The 16,009-nt window shown below is 40.3% G+C and carries 12 protein-coding genes; 2 read left to right on the forward strand and 10 right to left on the reverse strand.

Features of this window, described 5'->3' with window-relative positions; all coding sequences use genetic code 11:
• Positions 1–44: 44 nt before the first annotated feature.
• Complete coding sequence (locus VB740_RS06930; RefSeq protein WP_323199309.1) at positions 45–980, reverse strand: serine/threonine-protein kinase; 936 nt, start codon at positions 978–980, stop codon at positions 45–47.
• 226 nt (positions 981–1,206) lie between these two features.
• Positions 1,207–4,878, reverse strand: coding sequence for a pyruvate:ferredoxin (flavodoxin) oxidoreductase (gene nifJ, locus VB740_RS06935; protein ID WP_323199310.1), 3,672 nt, complete (start codon positions 4,876–4,878; stop codon positions 1,207–1,209).
• Positions 4,879–5,524: 646 nt separating this feature from the next.
• Here nifJ and VB740_RS06940 point away from each other — a divergent pair.
• Positions 5,525–6,427 carry a hypothetical protein gene (locus VB740_RS06940; RefSeq protein WP_323199311.1) on the forward strand — a complete coding sequence of 301 codons (903 nt, stop codon included), beginning with the start codon at positions 5,525–5,527 and terminating at the stop codon, positions 6,425–6,427.
• A 339-nt stretch (positions 6,428–6,766) separates the two neighbouring features.
• Here the strand turns inward: VB740_RS06940 and VB740_RS06945 are convergent, their stop codons facing one another.
• From VB740_RS06945 to VB740_RS06965, 5 genes are all read right to left on the reverse strand, one after another.
• Positions 6,767–7,519 carry a DevA family ABC transporter ATP-binding protein gene (locus VB740_RS06945; protein ID WP_323199312.1) on the reverse strand — a complete coding sequence of 251 codons (753 nt, stop codon included), beginning with the start codon at positions 7,517–7,519 and terminating at the stop codon, positions 6,767–6,769.
• 60 nt (positions 7,520–7,579) lie between these two features.
• On the reverse strand, positions 7,580–8,746 hold the full coding sequence (devC, locus tag VB740_RS06950; RefSeq protein WP_323199313.1) for an ABC transporter permease DevC: 1,167 nt from the start codon (positions 8,744–8,746) through the stop codon (positions 7,580–7,582).
• 14 nt (positions 8,747–8,760) lie between these two features.
• Positions 8,761–9,096, reverse strand: coding sequence for a DUF2834 domain-containing protein (locus tag VB740_RS06955; RefSeq protein WP_323199314.1), 336 nt, complete (start codon positions 9,094–9,096; stop codon positions 8,761–8,763).
• 151 nt (positions 9,097–9,247) lie between these two features.
• The gene (locus tag VB740_RS06960; protein WP_323199315.1) at positions 9,248–10,537 is read right to left on the reverse strand and encodes a biotin/lipoyl-binding protein; all 1,290 of its coding nucleotides are present in this window, start codon (positions 10,535–10,537) and stop codon (positions 9,248–9,250) included.
• 133 nt (positions 10,538–10,670) lie between these two features.
• A complete protein-coding gene (locus VB740_RS06965; protein WP_323199316.1) occupies positions 10,671–11,288 on the reverse strand; it encodes a TetR/AcrR family transcriptional regulator in 618 nt (205 codons plus the stop codon).
• Positions 11,289–11,473: 185 nt separating this feature from the next.
• On the opposite strand from VB740_RS06965, the gene VB740_RS06970 reads away from it, so the two are divergent.
• Positions 11,474–12,646 carry an endo-1,4-beta-xylanase gene (locus tag VB740_RS06970; protein WP_323199317.1) on the forward strand — a complete coding sequence of 391 codons (1,173 nt, stop codon included), beginning with the start codon at positions 11,474–11,476 and terminating at the stop codon, positions 12,644–12,646.
• 188 nt (positions 12,647–12,834) lie between these two features.
• Here VB740_RS06970 and VB740_RS06975 read toward each other — a convergent pair whose 3' ends face one another.
• The 3 genes from VB740_RS06975 to VB740_RS06985 form a co-directional block, all read right to left on the reverse strand.
• A complete protein-coding gene (locus tag VB740_RS06975; RefSeq protein WP_323199318.1) occupies positions 12,835–13,644 on the reverse strand; it encodes a WecB/TagA/CpsF family glycosyltransferase in 810 nt (269 codons plus the stop codon).
• Positions 13,645–13,769: 125 nt separating this feature from the next.
• Entirely contained in the window at positions 13,770–14,921 is a 1,152-nt protein-coding gene (locus VB740_RS06980; RefSeq protein ID WP_323199319.1) for a glycosyltransferase, read from the reverse strand.
• 122 nt (positions 14,922–15,043) lie between these two features.
• Positions 15,044–15,931: a glycosyltransferase family 2 protein gene (locus tag VB740_RS06985; protein ID WP_323199320.1), complete on the reverse strand. Its 888-nt coding sequence runs from the start codon at positions 15,929–15,931 to the stop codon at positions 15,044–15,046.
• Positions 15,932–16,009 lie beyond the last annotated feature (78 nt).

A 16,009-nucleotide genomic window follows, 5' to 3' on the forward strand; every position in this document is an offset into this window, starting at 1 on the left:
CCACAAGGGATTAATAAAATTTTGATATGCAAATTAGATGTGTTTTAGCTTATCAAGGCTGCGAATAATGCTAATACACCCATAATCTCTAATATCCACGCCCACAAGGGTTGTGTCCAAGGAAGTTTAGGAAGAGAAAAAGCTGCTGTTTTGAAACCCAATTCTTTTAACCAGTCTTCCACTGTTTCGGGACGGTTATCTGGTTGTAGTTCCATTGCGTGGAGAATGGCATCATTGACGCGATCGCTAATCTTATCATTCAATTCGTTAGGTGGAATTAAACGCTTATTGTTATCTTGGCGCTCAATAGCACTTTCTGGCTGTTTTCCTGTTAATAAAAAATATAAAGTTGCCGCAAGAGAATAAATATCAGTCCAAGGTTTACGTCGCGCCTGTTGTCTAGGAGAGTTGGAATACAGTTCAATTGGTGTAAATTTGTCAACCAAGTTACCGCGACTTGACACTGGGTTATCAACAAATCTTCGTGCTAAGTCGAAGTTTATCAAAACAACCTGATGCGTACCCGCCCGCAAAATGATATTTTCTGGTTTCACATTTCGATGTAAAAATCCTTGTTCATGCACTACTATGAGTGCTTTTCCAATTTGTTGAATATAATCTACAGCCTCTTTTTCAGGGAGAAATCCTCGCGGTTGGACAATCTTGGCTAAATTATCTCCTAGAATATGCTCCATGACCATACATTTTAAATCACCTTCCTCGAAGGTATCAATGACTTGGACAATATTCGGATGTTTGCATATTGCTAGTTTACGGGATTCATCTGCAAAACCTGATTTTAAGCGATCGCGGTCTTCGTTACTTAATTTATTCAGCGAATTGGAATCCAATGTTTTAATTACAACTTCCTTGGCATCCCGATCCTCAGCAAGATAAGTAATAGCGAAGTTCCCCTGTCCTAACTGTTGCTTAATTTCATACCGATTGCGGTGTAACTTTTGTCCAGATGCCCAAGTCATTAGTTGATTATCTCATAGACTTGTATTAATTTTTGCATATAGCAATTCTCCTGTGGATGCGATGCCTACGGTGGTCAAGGCAAAGGTAGCATTGGTATTGTAAAGGAATCTGTCAGCGTTAGTAACGCAAATAACGACTCTAGTAACCAAAATGGTATGTTGTAACGAGAATTGCGACTTGAGTTACTCAAGCCGCAATCTTTATAAGGAAAATCAGGGTTGATTTTCAGAGAATATCGCGCTTTGCCAGATATTGGTACATCTGCCAACGTGCATCTACTTCAGCTTGGGCTTGTTCTAACAAGTGCTTGGCTACGTCTGGTTTACTCTTGGTAAGCATCTTGAAGCGATTTTCTTGATACATCGAATGTTCTACAGATTGCGTAGGCGATCGCATATCTAATTGCAATGGATTTTTACCCTGTTTGAGCAATTCTGGATTATGTCGATACAGCAACCAACGACCTGATTCTACCAAAGTTTTCTGATGATTCATCCCTGTGGTCATATTAATGCCGTGGGCGATGCAATGGCTGTAAGCAATAATTATTGATGGGCCATCATAAGCCTCTGCTTCCAGAAATGCTTTGAGAGTATGTTCATCTCTTGCACCAAGGGCTACACTCGCTACATAGACATTTCCGTAGGTCATGGCAATCATCCCTAAGTCTTTCTTAGGTGCAGGCTTACCACTGGCGGCATATTTCGCAACTGCGGCTCTTGGTGTAGCTTTAGAAGATTGACCGCCTGTATTAGAATACACTTCTGTATCCATCACCAAGATGTTCACATTGCGACCACTAGCAATCACATGATCGATACCGCCAAAATCGATATCATAAGCCCAACCATCACCCCCAACAATCCAGACGCTTTTTCTCACCAAGTAATCTGCAAGGGATTTGAGATTTTGGATTTGGGCATGGGGCATGGGGCATGGGGCATGGGAGTGGTAATTCTTTTTTTCTAACAGTTCATCTAGCTTTTGTTTCAACAGCGCTACCCGTTCTCGTTGTTCCCAAATATCAGCCTCAGTGTTTTGTTTGGCATTGAGAATAGACTGTACCAACTCGTGAGGTATTTCCAATTCCCCATTCCCCATTCCCCATTCCCCATTCCCCAATTTTTGCAACAATTCCGCCGCAAATTCAGCTTGTTTGTCAAGGGAGAGGCGGAAGCCAAAACCGAATTCGGCGTTATCTTCAAATAGATTATTCGACCACGCGGGGCCGCGTCCTTCGGCGTTGGTTGTCCAAGGAGTGGTGGGAAGATTGCCTCCATATATTGAAGAGCAACCTGTGGCATTGGCGATGACGGCGCGATCGCCAAACAATTGTGTTAATAATTTTAAGTAAGGTGTTTCACCACAACCTGCACAAGCACCAGAGAATTCAAATAAAGGTTCTTGCAGTTGTTGTTGGCGAATCTGGTTTAATTTTAGCGATCGCCTGTCAGGATTAGGTAAACTCAAAAAGAAATCCCAGTTTTTTCGCTCTTGTTCCCGCAATGGCAACTGCTGTGCCATGTTAATCGCTTTCCGCAATGGCTCAGATTTATCTTTAGCAGGGCAAATATTTACGCAAATAGTACATCCTGTGCAATCCTCTGGGGCAACTTGAATGGTAAATTTTTGATTGGCAAAGTCTTTATCTTTTGCACCAGTTGACTTAAAGGTTGCTGGTGCATTAACTAACTCATCGGCTTGATAAGCTTTGGCACGGATGGCGCTGTGGGGACAAACCATCACGCACTTACCACATTGTACGCAGACATCCGGCTCCCATACAGGTATCTCTTCGGCAACGTTACGTTTTTCCCACTTGGCAGTACCTACGGGAAAAGTGCCATCAACTGGTAGGGTGCTAACAGGTAAATCATCACCTTCCCACACCATGATTTTGCCCAGAACTTCTTGCACAAATTTGGGAATGGGGAGTGGGGAGTGGGTAGAGACGCGATTAATCGCGTCTGTATTGGGGATTGTTTGGGGGACATCTATTTTATGCAAGTTGTCTAAGGTGTTGTCTACAGCTTGTAGGTTCATACGGACAACTTCAACGCCTTTTTTACCATAAGTCTTATCAATCGCTTGTTTGATTTTAGCGATCGCTTCTTCTTGCGGCAAGACACCCGCTAAGGCAAAGAAGCATACTTGCATAATGGTGTTAATTCTGCCACCCATGCCACTTTCACGGGCAACTTGGCTAGCATTAATTACGTATAACTTCAAATGCTTGTCGATAATTTGCTGCTGCACCTTTATCGGCAAATATTCCCAAACGTTATCTGCATCATAAGGACTGTTAAGCAGCAAAGTTGCCCCAGGAATAGCAGCCTTCAAAATATCTATGCGTTCTAGAAATCCCCAGTGATGACAACCAATAAAGTTAGCTTGGTCAATTAGGTAGGTGGAACGAATTGGCTCTTTACCGAAACGTAAATGAGAGACGGTCATTGAGCCAGATTTTTTGGAGTCAAAGACAAAGTAGCCTTGGGCGTAGTTGTCGGTTTCTTCACCAATAATCTTGATAGAATTTTTATTAGCCCCAACAGTACCATCAGCGCCTAACCCATAAAACATTGCCCGAACAACATTATCTGATTCTGTAGAGAAATTAGGGTCAAAGCTTAGAGAAGTGTGAGTAACATCGTCATTAATACCGATAGTAAAATGCTTCTTCGGCTGGCTTTGCGCGAGATTATCGAAGATACCCTTCACCATCGCCGGAGTAAATTCTTTGGAAGAAAGACCGTAACGCCCACCAATAACTTTAGGCAGAGGGGAAAGAGGTAATTTTTCATTCTCTCCATGCCCAATGCCCAATGCCCCATGCCCCATTCCCCATACTTCATGAATAGCAGCCACTACATCTAAATACAAAGGCTCACCGGCGCTACCTGCTTCTTTGGTACGATCGAGAACTGCGATCGCTTGTACACTGGTTGGTAATACTGCAACAAACCTTTGGACATCAAAGGGGCGGTAAAGTCGCACTTTCACTACACCAAGTTTTTCACCACGGGCATTCAGGTAATCTACTGTTTCATGGACGGTTTCACAGCCTGAACCCATCAGAACGATAACGCGGTCGGCATCTTTAGCACCGTAATATTCATAAATTTTATAATGCCTTCCTGTGCGTTCTCCAAATTCATCCATGATGCGTTGGACAATATCTGGACAGGCGTTGTAGTAAGGGTTAGCACCTTCACGCCCTTGGAAGTAGACATCGGGATTTTGAGCAGTCCCCCGCAATACTGGACGATCTGGAGTGAGGGCGCGGCTGCGGTGGGCGAGTATTAGGTTATCGTGGATTAGCGATCGCAAATCATCATCTGACAGCAATTTGACTTTCTGCACTTCATGCGAAGTACGGAAGCCGTCAAAGAAATGCATAAACGAGACTCGCGTCTCTAAGGTAGCAGCATGGGCAATGAGAGCAAAATCTTGACTTTCCTGCACGGAAGCAGAACACAGCAGGGCGAAACCAGTGGCACGGGCTGCCATCACATCGCTATGGTCGCCAAAAATTGATAACGCATGAGTAGCTAAAGAACGGGCGGCAACGTGAACCACAGCGCTAGTAAGTTCACCAGCAATTTTGTAGAAGTTGGGTATCATCAACAATAATCCCTGAGATGCCGTGAAGGTGGTACTCAAGGAACCTGTTTGCAATGCCCCATGCACAGCACCGGCGGCTCCCCCTTCGCTTTGCATCTGCACGACGCTAGGAATAGTCCCCCAAAGGTTGGGACGACCTTCTGCCGACCAAGCATCTGCCCATTCACCCATTGCTGAAGAGGGGGTGATAGGATAAATGGCAATCACTTCATTTAATTTGTAAGCAACACGGGCAACAGCCTCATTCCCGTCGATGGTTGCAAAGGTTTTGTTCATAATATGATTTTTGTCCCCGCCTCTAAGCTGCATTATCAGAACATGTGAGTATAAGAATCAGAAATAGCCAGTACTAGAAGTTGAGTGTATTATCTACATTAAAAATTTATCGGTAGGATTTACTCCGTGATTAAAGGATAATTTATTGATGACTTTTGGCTCTGAAGTTAACTTTTAACAAATACTGCATCTATTAATATCTCATCCACAATACTGCATCTATTAATATGTATTAATAATGTACTCAATAGCCAAAGTCTCTGTTTGATAAGACTTTCAAATGATTTATTCTTTTTTGTGGGGTATAGGGGCGGGAATTTTTGATATATTTTGCTTAAAGAAAAAGAAATAATTAGAGGATGTCTGAAAAATTTTTGATAGGTGATTTTAATCACGCAAGTTGTTTGAGCATCAGACGAATTATAGCAATGTAAACGAAGGTTTCTGTCGTTTACAGTAAGATTTCATGGAAGTCTGCGGGAAACTCTATCCCGCAAGTGGCGTGGAGTTTTTTATAATTCTTACTTAATCGCGTTTATGATAATTTTTTACGGTTAACCTATTTTTTACTTTCTAATAATATATTTTTAATTACCTACCTTTAAAATATTAAGATATTTCATGAAATCTCTTTGTAATATCTTAAATGACATCAACAACCACTAATAAGGTTCCTGTAGTCAGCGTTAGGACAGATTCCCGGAATGTCAGAGAAGGCGACCAACTACGCTGGAACTTCAACCTGACTCAGCCTGCGCCGACAAATGGTCTAATAGTCGAATTTGCCCTTACCCGAGACACCGACCCCCTACCAGGTGACATTCAATATAACGTCGCAGGTAGCACCAACGTTACCAGTTTTGAACTCCTGCGTAACAGTGCAGGTGTAATTACCGGGGCGAAGGTAGGTATAGCGGCGGGGGCCAATGCTGCCAGTCTCGTCAACAACATCATTGCCGATAACCTCACAGAAGGGCCAGAAAGCGTTACTTATACGCTGATTAATGGCACAGGCTATGCAGTGAATCCGACAAGGAATGCTGCACAGTTCACGATTCTCGATACTTCTACTACTCCTGTAGTCAGCGTCAGTGCCACTCCTAAAAATGTTGATGAAGGCGAGCAACTACTCTGGAACTTCAACCTGACTCAGCCGGCTCCAGCAAGTGGTTTAATCGTTGAATTTGCCCTTACCCAAGACACCGACCCCCTGCCAGGTGACATCCAATATAACGTCGCAGGTAGCAGCAATATTACCAGCTTTGAACTTCTGCGTAACAGTGCAGACATAATTACTGGGGCGAAGGTGGGTATCGCGGCGGGGGCAACTGCTGCCAGTCTCGTCAACAACATCATTGCCGATAACCTCACAGAAGGGACAGAAATCGTTACTTATACCCTGATTAGTGGCATAGGCTATGGGGCGAATCCAAAAAGTAATGCTGCGTCGTTCACGATTCTCGATACTTCTACTACTCCTGTCGGTTTCGGCACAGAGTACAACTTTTGTGGAGATAATTTAACGACTATACCTCAACCATTCCTATAGTTAGCATCAGTGCCACTCCCGTGTAATTACAGCAGTTTTCATTGATGCTATCCACATCTGTCGTAGGGGTTTAACAATACTAAACCTCCGCGACAGATGTTGTCGATTTACCTGGAAATTAATCTAAGCTTTCAGCATCCAGTTGATTTCAGCAAAGCACCATAGAAACGATATCAGGAGATAAGCAACCCATTCTACCTGAGCATTAATGTTAATCCGCCATTTTGAGAAAGCAAACAGGTATTTTGCTTATTGAATTCGACTTTATCTCTACTTTTACTTTATAAATGACCTTTAAGCAGCCATGATTAAGTAAGTTTGACGAATTACAAATTAGTATTACTTGCTTGTTGTGATAAAATCTACACCATCGGTCTTCAACTGACCATCTTCCATATAAATGATGCGATCGGCAATATCGAGGATGCGGTTATCGTGGGTAACTAGCAAAATTGTACAACCTTGTTCTTTAGCTAGCTTTTGCATTATTTCTACGACATCGCGCCCAGATTTTTTGTCGAGTGCAGCAGTGGGTTCATCTGCTAAGACAATTTTAGGATGGCTAACTAAAGCACGAGCGATCGCAACTCGTTGTTTTTGCCCTCCAGATAGTTTCTCTGGGTAATAATTTACACGATCGCCTAAACCGACAGTTTCCAAAATAGCGATCGCTTTAGCATCAATATCCTGATTCAGAAAATCATCATGCAACTCTAAGGACATTCGCACATTTTCTCTAGCTGTTAAAAAAGTCATCAAGTTATGAGCCTGGAAAATATAGCCAATCTGGCGGCGAAGTTTAGTTAACTGCTGCTTTTTGGCATCACAAATTTCCTCTCCTAAGATTTTGAGACTACCTTCTTGGGCAGAACGTAATCCACCCATTAAGGTTAACAAGGTGGTTTTCCCCGATCCAGAGGGGCCAGTCATAATAACGATTTCCCCAGCCTTAATCTCTAAATTAATGCCGAATAATACTTGTTTGCGAAGCCCACCTTCACCAAAGTAGTGGTTGAGGTTACTAATAGAAATTACAGATTCTAAAGTAGAAAGTGTTGAATCGGAATTTACTGGTAGAGATTTTTGCAACATAGGATTTTATAAAGCATTGGGTATGAGAAATAATTCTTGTAGAGACGCGATTCATCGCGTCTAAAAAACATCGGCAGGGTCAGCAGATCGTAACTTTCGCATGGCGATCGCACCAGAAACACTACACATAATCACGGTCAAAATCCAAACCTGTATCGCCCGTTCCGTTTTCATAAAAATAGGCAGCATCGTCGCAGCGTAGGTGACTTGATACAACCCAAAAGAAAGGAGGAATCCAGGGAGAAAACCTAAAACAGCTAATAACAATGCTTCTTGAATTAAAACTCCCAAGAGATAGTTATCGGTATATCCCATTGCTTTGAGGGTGGCGTATTCTGGCAAGTGATCGGAAACATCCGAGTAAAGGATTTGGTAAACAATCACGATGCCAACAATAAACCCAACTCCAGCACCCAAACCGAAAATAAAACCAATGCCAGTACCTTCTTCCCAGTAAGTTCTCTCCACTTTGGCAAACTCTTCTGGAGTCAAGACTCTGACATCTTTAGGTAGCCCATTGACAAGTTGCGATCGCACTTTTTCAGGATCGGCATCTGGTTTAAGCGTAATTAACCCAACTTCGATGCGATCGGGTTTACGTTCTGGGAATAGCTGGAGAAAAGTAGAGTCACTGGTGATCACATTCCCATCGGCAGCAAAGGAAGCACCATCAGTAAACAAGCCCTTAACAAAAACGGCTTTACTATTCAGTTCCGTGTCAAATTTGCCTGTTTTCTTAAAAATATCAGCAACCGTCCCATATTCTGGACGACCTGCTTGATCAAATAGAACTTGATATAACTGTTTAAGTTGCTCCTGATTTTGGTTAATTTCAGGCGATTTAAATGCGGGTTGTACCGGATCAACACCCCAAACTAAAATGGCCCGTTCAAGACGAGTTTCAGGATTTCGCCACTGTCCGGTGCTGATGTAGATAGGATTAACTGACTGAACACCTTCATAACCTAATGTTTGATATAGTCGTTCTCTGGAAAAGTTTTTTACAGAAAACAAAGTTTGAAATTGGGGATTGATTAAAACCAAATCTGCTTGTAAATTGCGATGAGGTTTCACAGCAGCATCAAAAAGCGCACTTTCAAATCCCAACTGGATAAACATCAGCATATCGGCAAAGGTAATACCTGCGACTGCAACAGCCAGACGGGTTTTTTCTTTCATTAACTGCCGCCATGCTAGCGGTGTTTTGCGAAATAGTTTAGAAAACATATTTAAAAAACCCTTTAATAACCAAGTGTTTCAGCTTGCTGTTCAAGCTGGCGTTCTCGCATGAAAAGAAATAAGGGAAGACCTAAAGAAACACCAACTAGAAGATTGCAGACAACGTAAACCCAGAGGTTTTGCATTTTCAGACGTGTTCCTTCCCAAAATACGAATGTCCACAAAACTAGGGATGAAACAATAACATCCATACCAAAAAAACCAGAAATTTTATTGGCAAAGAGTTGTTCAAAAAACAGCTTTATATCAAAACCATGCTCTAAGATAAATGGAACAAACTGGGAGTAAGGTAGAACGAAGCCAAGTACACAAAGCAGAAGATATATGACTTTAACCATGATTAAATTCACCTTATAAAAAATGATGGAATACACGAGATAGTGAACAAAAACTCTATATAGGACTCCTATTTAATTTTTGAACAAAACTCAGTACGGATCTATGCTTTCTTCCCTATTCCCTATTCCCTATTCCCTGTTCCCTACCCTCCTATATTTCAATTGCTGTCTGTATCTGTAAGTTAGTGAAACCTGCAACTCGTTTGCTGTCTTTAGGATTAAGGCGAATTTTCACCTCAACTACTCGGCTATCAAGGTTCTCCCCTGGCTGGTTGCTGAAAACGTTTTGCCTATTCACCTGCAAACCAATTTGGGCAACGCTTCCTCGCAGTTCACCGACAAATGCCTGACTGCTAATCACTGCTTGTTGTCCTAATTTCACTTTACCGATGTCGGTTTGATAAACTTCTGCGACTGCCATCATCTGGTTTGTTTGCGCTAAGTCTGCAATGCCAGAATCACTAATTTTTTCTCCGACTCGCGTATGAATTTTGATGATTTGTCCCGCCATCGGTGCTTTGATGTAAGCACCCGCCAACTCGGTTTGGGCATGTTTGAGTGTGGCGATCGCATTTTCAACTTCTGTCTTGGCTGCGGCTACATCTACAGGTCGGACTTCTGCAATACTGGTCAGCGTAGCTTTGGCTTCACTGACTTGCTTGCTACCAGTGGCGTTAGTGCGAGCAAGTGCTGCTTTGGCTTCAGCAAGTTGTTTGTTAGCAGTGGTGTTAATTCGGTTGAGAACAGCTTTGGCTTCGTCTACTTGTTGTTTAGCGGTTTCTACAGTCAAACCTTTGCTATCGTACAGAGAATTAGAAACTGCTCCTTGAGAATATAGCTGCTGATAACGTTGATATTCAGCTTCGGCATTTTTGAGTTCTGCCTCTAGCTTCTTAATGGTTGCCTCTTGCGCTATTCTGTCGCCTTCCCACTGTGCCTCTATGCGGAATATCGCTTCCTGTTGCGCTGTTTTGTCTCCTTGGGATTGGGCCTGGAGACGTTCAACGCTTGCCTGCTGGGCCTGAATTTCTCCTGCTTTTGCTCCTGCTTGCACTTGAGCGAGTTTAGCTTGAGCGACTCTAACTTGTTGTTGGGCTTGTATTACAGCAGCTTGCAAGCGATCGCGGGCATCTAAAATTGCTACCACTTGTCCGGCTTTAACGCGATCGCCCTCTTTTACTAGAATTTTGGCAATGCGATCGCCATCCAATGCTAAAGGCGCAAACAAGCTAATTACCTCAGCTTCCGGTTCTAGTCGTCCTAATGCAGCCACTTTTGGAATGTTGGGCGTGCTTTCAACTGGCTCAGATTTCTCAGTTTGAGCAACTAACCCAAACTGAGAAATCCCATAAACAACAATTCCACCTGTAATAGCAGTAGCTGCAATTATTAATGCAACTAACCCTTTACTAGAAGCTTTCTCTGACAACTTTTGAATCATCTTTTTTACTCTCCTAAAAATTATTTTACTTAGATTAAATAAGCTAAATACATTATTGATTAATCCTTATTTGCCAATTACATAAAGTTGTTTATTGTATACAGCATTTTTCAACAAGCATTATATACATAATCTAGCTTTTCAAGCCTGATATAGAGGTCGTTTTGGTTTTAATTTCTGCTGTATGTTGCGGCAAGTATACAGTCAGCATTTTGCCTAAAAGTGTACATTGCTCAATAAAATCAATTGTTTCATCACCCCATAATTTCTCAAGTATTAAACCGTTTACAAAGCTCAAAACAAAAGAAGCCAATACCGAATCTTGAATATCCAAAAAATTACAAATTGTCTCCTGATAACGCTGATTATTGCGCTTGAAAATGCTATTTTTTAACATTTCTTTAGAATCTTTATGTTGGCAAAAATCAATCCAAATGTAAGTCCATTTAATGAAGTAATCTTCGTTTTTGACTAAGTATCTTCCTAATGCTTCCATTGATTTTTGTAGCGTTTGTGCTCCCTCTAGTTCAGCTAATGCTGCACTTAAATCTTGCTCACAAATCTCTTGGGCCAATTGCTCAAATAGAGCTTGTTTGCTAGGAAAATAGTGGTACAACGTACCAGTAGAAACCCCTAATCCTTCAGCAATTTGGCGCATAGTGATGGAACCATAGCCTTTTTGGGCAAATAAATCAAAGCACTTGTCAAGCAGTTCTTTACGGTATTGCTCATGATCAACAATTTTGGGCATAGCTTAGTTATTTATATCGAATGCTCGTTATATATTAAGATAGCATCTTTATTGCTGATATGTAAAAGCTTAGTTGATTGATTTCAATCAAACAGATGAGTCTGGGAGTCATAACTAAACCTCAAAAAGTATAAAAACTCATTATGTAATATAATAATCTATGTGTTTATAATTAAGTACAATTTATGCCTTATCGGAGAAAATTTTTAGCAAGAGCAGGATATACTACCCTTTCTGCGTTATTGACTATGGGGTTTTTACAAAAGGATAAGCAAAAAGAAGACCACATCACAAATAATATAGTAGCGAATTATACAAATATAAATTCTCCCCTTCGGCAATTAGCTGCCGCCAAAGGAAAACGTTATGGCGCAGCAATTTCTAGTGACATTTTGCTAAAAGAGAAGGATTACGCTAACCTGATTGCTCGTGAGTGTTCGGTTGTGACACCGAATGGTGAATTAAAATGGAACGCCACTGAACCACAGCCAGGAAAATTTACCTTTGAATCAGCAGATGCGATCGCCAACTTCTGCCGAAAGCATAATATAGACTTGCACGGGCATACCCTTTTCTGGCACATGGGAAGACCAGACTGGCTCCCTTACCCCCCTACACTTAAGATGATCGAACGCCATGTTAAAGGAGTCATGGGGCATTATCGCAATAGTCCCGTTTTAAAGTCTTGGGATATTGCCAATGAAATTATCGCTGATAATGAAAATGAAACCGACAATGCTACCTACGGTTTGCGTAAAGGGGTAAAACCAGAATTAATTCGAGACTTATTTTTAATTGCCGCTTCAGTTGATAACAGCAAGAAATTCTATCTAAACGATTTCGGTATCGAAGGCGCTACATGGAAATCAGAGCGTTTCTTAAAAATGGTCGAATATCTGAAGAATAGTGGCGTTAAAATTGACGGGGCAGGTATCCAATCGCATCTATGGTTTTCTACTGCCTATGGTTTTGACGAGAAAGGATTTAATTCCGTCTTAAAACGGCTTAATGATCTTGAAGTTAAACCAATAATCACAGAATTAGATATTATTATTGATACCCCATTGCCCGATAGTATTAAAAAGCTAGACCAAATGGTAGCCGATAGTTATAAGCGATATCTCGATCTGTGCTTTGCGGCTAAAGTTGATACTATAATTACATGGGGGCTTACCGACCGCCATACCTGGATACGTCATCCCGACTGGATGCCAAGAAAAACCTTTAGAGGCAATCCAAATCTTTGGAAATTTCTGCGTCCGCTTCCTTTCGATGAGAACCTGCAACCTAAATCTGCCCGTAATGCTATTGCCCAGGCTTTTCAGCAAGCAACTTATACTTCACCCAGGCGTAAATAGGTACTTTTAAGTATTATTCCAAGCGAAGTATGTGGCGAGATTCTTCGCTATTCACAAGCACAGAAGTTGAATCAGGCGTACTCACTAATTAACGATTAAGCCCTGCCTTAAAAGAGTATTTCATAAATTCGTGATGAATTGAGAATCTACTGGTAAGGCTTGGCGAGGCTTAATTACACTAGAACCTTCTAAAGTTTTGTACTGATAAATCGCACGATTTTATTCTTTTTTTGTTGACTTGGCATACTCCAAATTTCTCGTAAAAATAATGTGCCTACAAACCAAGGCTCAAGTAAGTAACGTCTCCAAAGTCTTTTAGGTTCAGACAACAAGCGATACAACCATTCCAAGCCCACCTTTCCCATCCAGCGAGGAGGAGTGGGTATTGCTCCTGCTACATAATCAATACAGGCTCCACTGGTCAAAATAGTGTTGGTATGAATATGTTCAAGATTTTCGTAAATCCAACGCTCTTGGCGTGGCATACCCATCCCTACCATCAATACATGAGGTTTGTAAGCATTAATTGCAGCTAGAGTAGCAAGATTTTCTTGGCTGTTTTTATCCATATCAATATAGCCATGAGCGCAAGCAATCTGTAACCCAGGAAATCTCTGGCACAAAATACTTACTCCTTTTTCAGCGACTCCTGGCTTTGAACCTAAATAAAATACACGCCAGCCTTTATTAGCGGCTTCCGACATCAAAGGCCATATCCAGTCAGCATAGGTTACTCTTTGTTCTAGTCTCATAGGAAAACCTAATAGCTTTCCAATAAACAATAAAGGCATACCATCAATATGGGTATATTCTGCCTTGGCATAAAAAGCTTGCATTTTTGGATCATTATGGAAGAGATAAAGACTATGCATGTTGTGATTAGCAATAATCCATTTTTTATTCTTCTCAATGGATTCTTCAATCAACAAATTTAATTCTGAAATAGAAAGTGCATCTACTTTAACGCCAAGAAGTTTATAAGAAAATCGATTTTTCATGATTTAATTTTTATTTTGTAAGTATGAGAGGTTAACTCACACTGAAAGTGAGTGTCAAAACTAGTTTTTAGTATATTTAAATATACTAATTATTCTTAGTCAAATATATTTGTAAATAAATAGAGCTAAGAATGACTGACTTTAATGAGGATTTCCGCAATATTTTGCGCTCTTGCATTCCAGGAATATTTTTCTGTAATTAAGGTATATGCTCTATCTACAAGAGATTGATATTCATCAATATTTAAAGCTGCATCCAATACTGTGTTAGCGACTTCTTCGGTGGAGTATCCTGTTACTAAAAGATGTTCTAAATGGCGAAATTCTTCTAAACCTCGCAAGCCTTCTGGTGTTGATACAACTAACTTTTTACTAGCGAAGTAATCTAATGCTTTATTGCGAGCACCACCTGCTACTGCTTGTTTTGAGAATGGCAACAAAGCAATATCTGCATATTTAAGATGGCTAACAAAAACCTCCCTCTTAGGTAAAAACCCTAAAAAAGAAATATTAGAAGGTATCGGTGTTAAAATATCATTACTATCTCTACCGATAACAACAAAATGTATTTTTTGGTGATGATTTTCAAGATATTTAGCAACCTCGATAGTCATTAAAACAGACATATCGTTGCTTGGGAACTGAAATGTTTTTGGAGCAATAAGAACTACTATTTTTGCTGGTCTAAATGCTTGATAAGGATCTTTATCCAGAAACACTTCAGTATTTAATAAGTCTTCCGTCACACCATTGCCAATACTATAAATCTGTTGTGGAGTTTTACCATACCACTGGGAAATTAATTTAGGAATTGAGTCACCTGCGGCAATAATGGGACTACCAGAGAATATCAAAACTCCCTGAGCAATATATGTCTTAATACATTGTACAAACTCTTTAAAAGGATTGGCAACTGAAAACAAGCGCATCCAGTATTCGTATGCCGAAAATGTATGAAAATCTAATACAAGAGAAGGCTTATTACCTTTTATAAGCTTTAGTGAAATTAAAGCAGCCAAGCCAGGTAATGTTTCTTGAGCATAAATGATATCTGGACGAAATTCATCAATGCACTTTTTTATAGTTTGAATATATGACTTCAAACTTCTTGAGCCAATTGAAATAAACGGTGCATATTTAACAGATGAACAATCTAATCCTAGTTGAAAAACATCAAAATGTTCAGTCAGATATTGACCCAGATAAAAAGGTCTAGTGAAAGCACCAAATGGTTGACTAGAATCGAGTGTTGAGACAATTAGTAAGCGTTTACCCATAATAGCGATCGCTGATTTTTATAAAACTTAATAAATTCATGCTTGAAACCGTTTAAATTTATTCAGATGGTAATGAGTTATGCAAAAATTCTTACAAAATAAATTTATTGCAGCCATTAATTTTATGAGTTGCTTTGCTTAATATCCTCGGAAAATGTAGGAGAAGTTGCCAAATTTTTGTAACCAATCATTGCTCTGATATAGGGTAAAAACCAGTAAAATATCCAGAATGGGCCAGAGTGTCTGCTACAAAACACAGTCCATGATTTCAATGGAAATCCTTTAATTTGCAACACTTTTTTCAAGCGTTCTAATATAGTTAAATTGGGATCTACCCAGCTATTACGGATAGAATTTTTAGTACAAGTACCAACATATCCAGGAGCTACCCATATTTGACAACCTAATTTACGCGCTCTGAGGGCATAATCTAAATCTCCTAAAGAGTGAACAAAAGCTGTATCAATATTGCCAACTTTTGCAACAACACCTTTAGGGATTAGCACACAGTTGCCATACATAGCATCGCATTTTTGGATAACCGAACTTGGTTTTAAAAATTCAAACTTATTAGAATACCACTTTTTAGATTTTACTGCTCCTCCATAGGTTGCTCTTCCTGTTGTTGGATCTTTAGTTGAACCAACTACAATTGAGTCTGAATAGCCTTGTTCAGTCAAATTTTTATGAATCTGCAATAATCTACTAACAGCATTGGCTTCTAGAAATGTGTCGTCATTCAACCACAGATAATAATCATATTGATTTCTTATCGCCTCAGCAAAGGCGAGATGCATCCCTCCCACCCAGAATAAATTGCCATTACCTTGAAGAATGTGTACCTCTGGATATTCTGCTTTAATAGCTTGTGCAGTCCCATCAGAGCTACCATCATCAGTTAAATAAACATCACAATGATTTGTTTGCTCATATAAAGCACGTAGACAGGCAAGAGTTGTATGACGCCTGTTATGGCAAGTCATAATTACAGCTAAATTTGCTTTTTTCATATCATTTGCCTCATCTAATTTTTATTGGAAATATTCAATGTAAATAATAAATTTATAGACTAAAAAAACCTTATTTTC

Origin of the sequence: Nostoc sp. UHCC 0251 (genome assembly GCF_034932245.1) — a bacterium.
Classification (GTDB): Bacteria; Cyanobacteriota; Cyanobacteriia; order Cyanobacteriales; family Nostocaceae; genus Nostoc.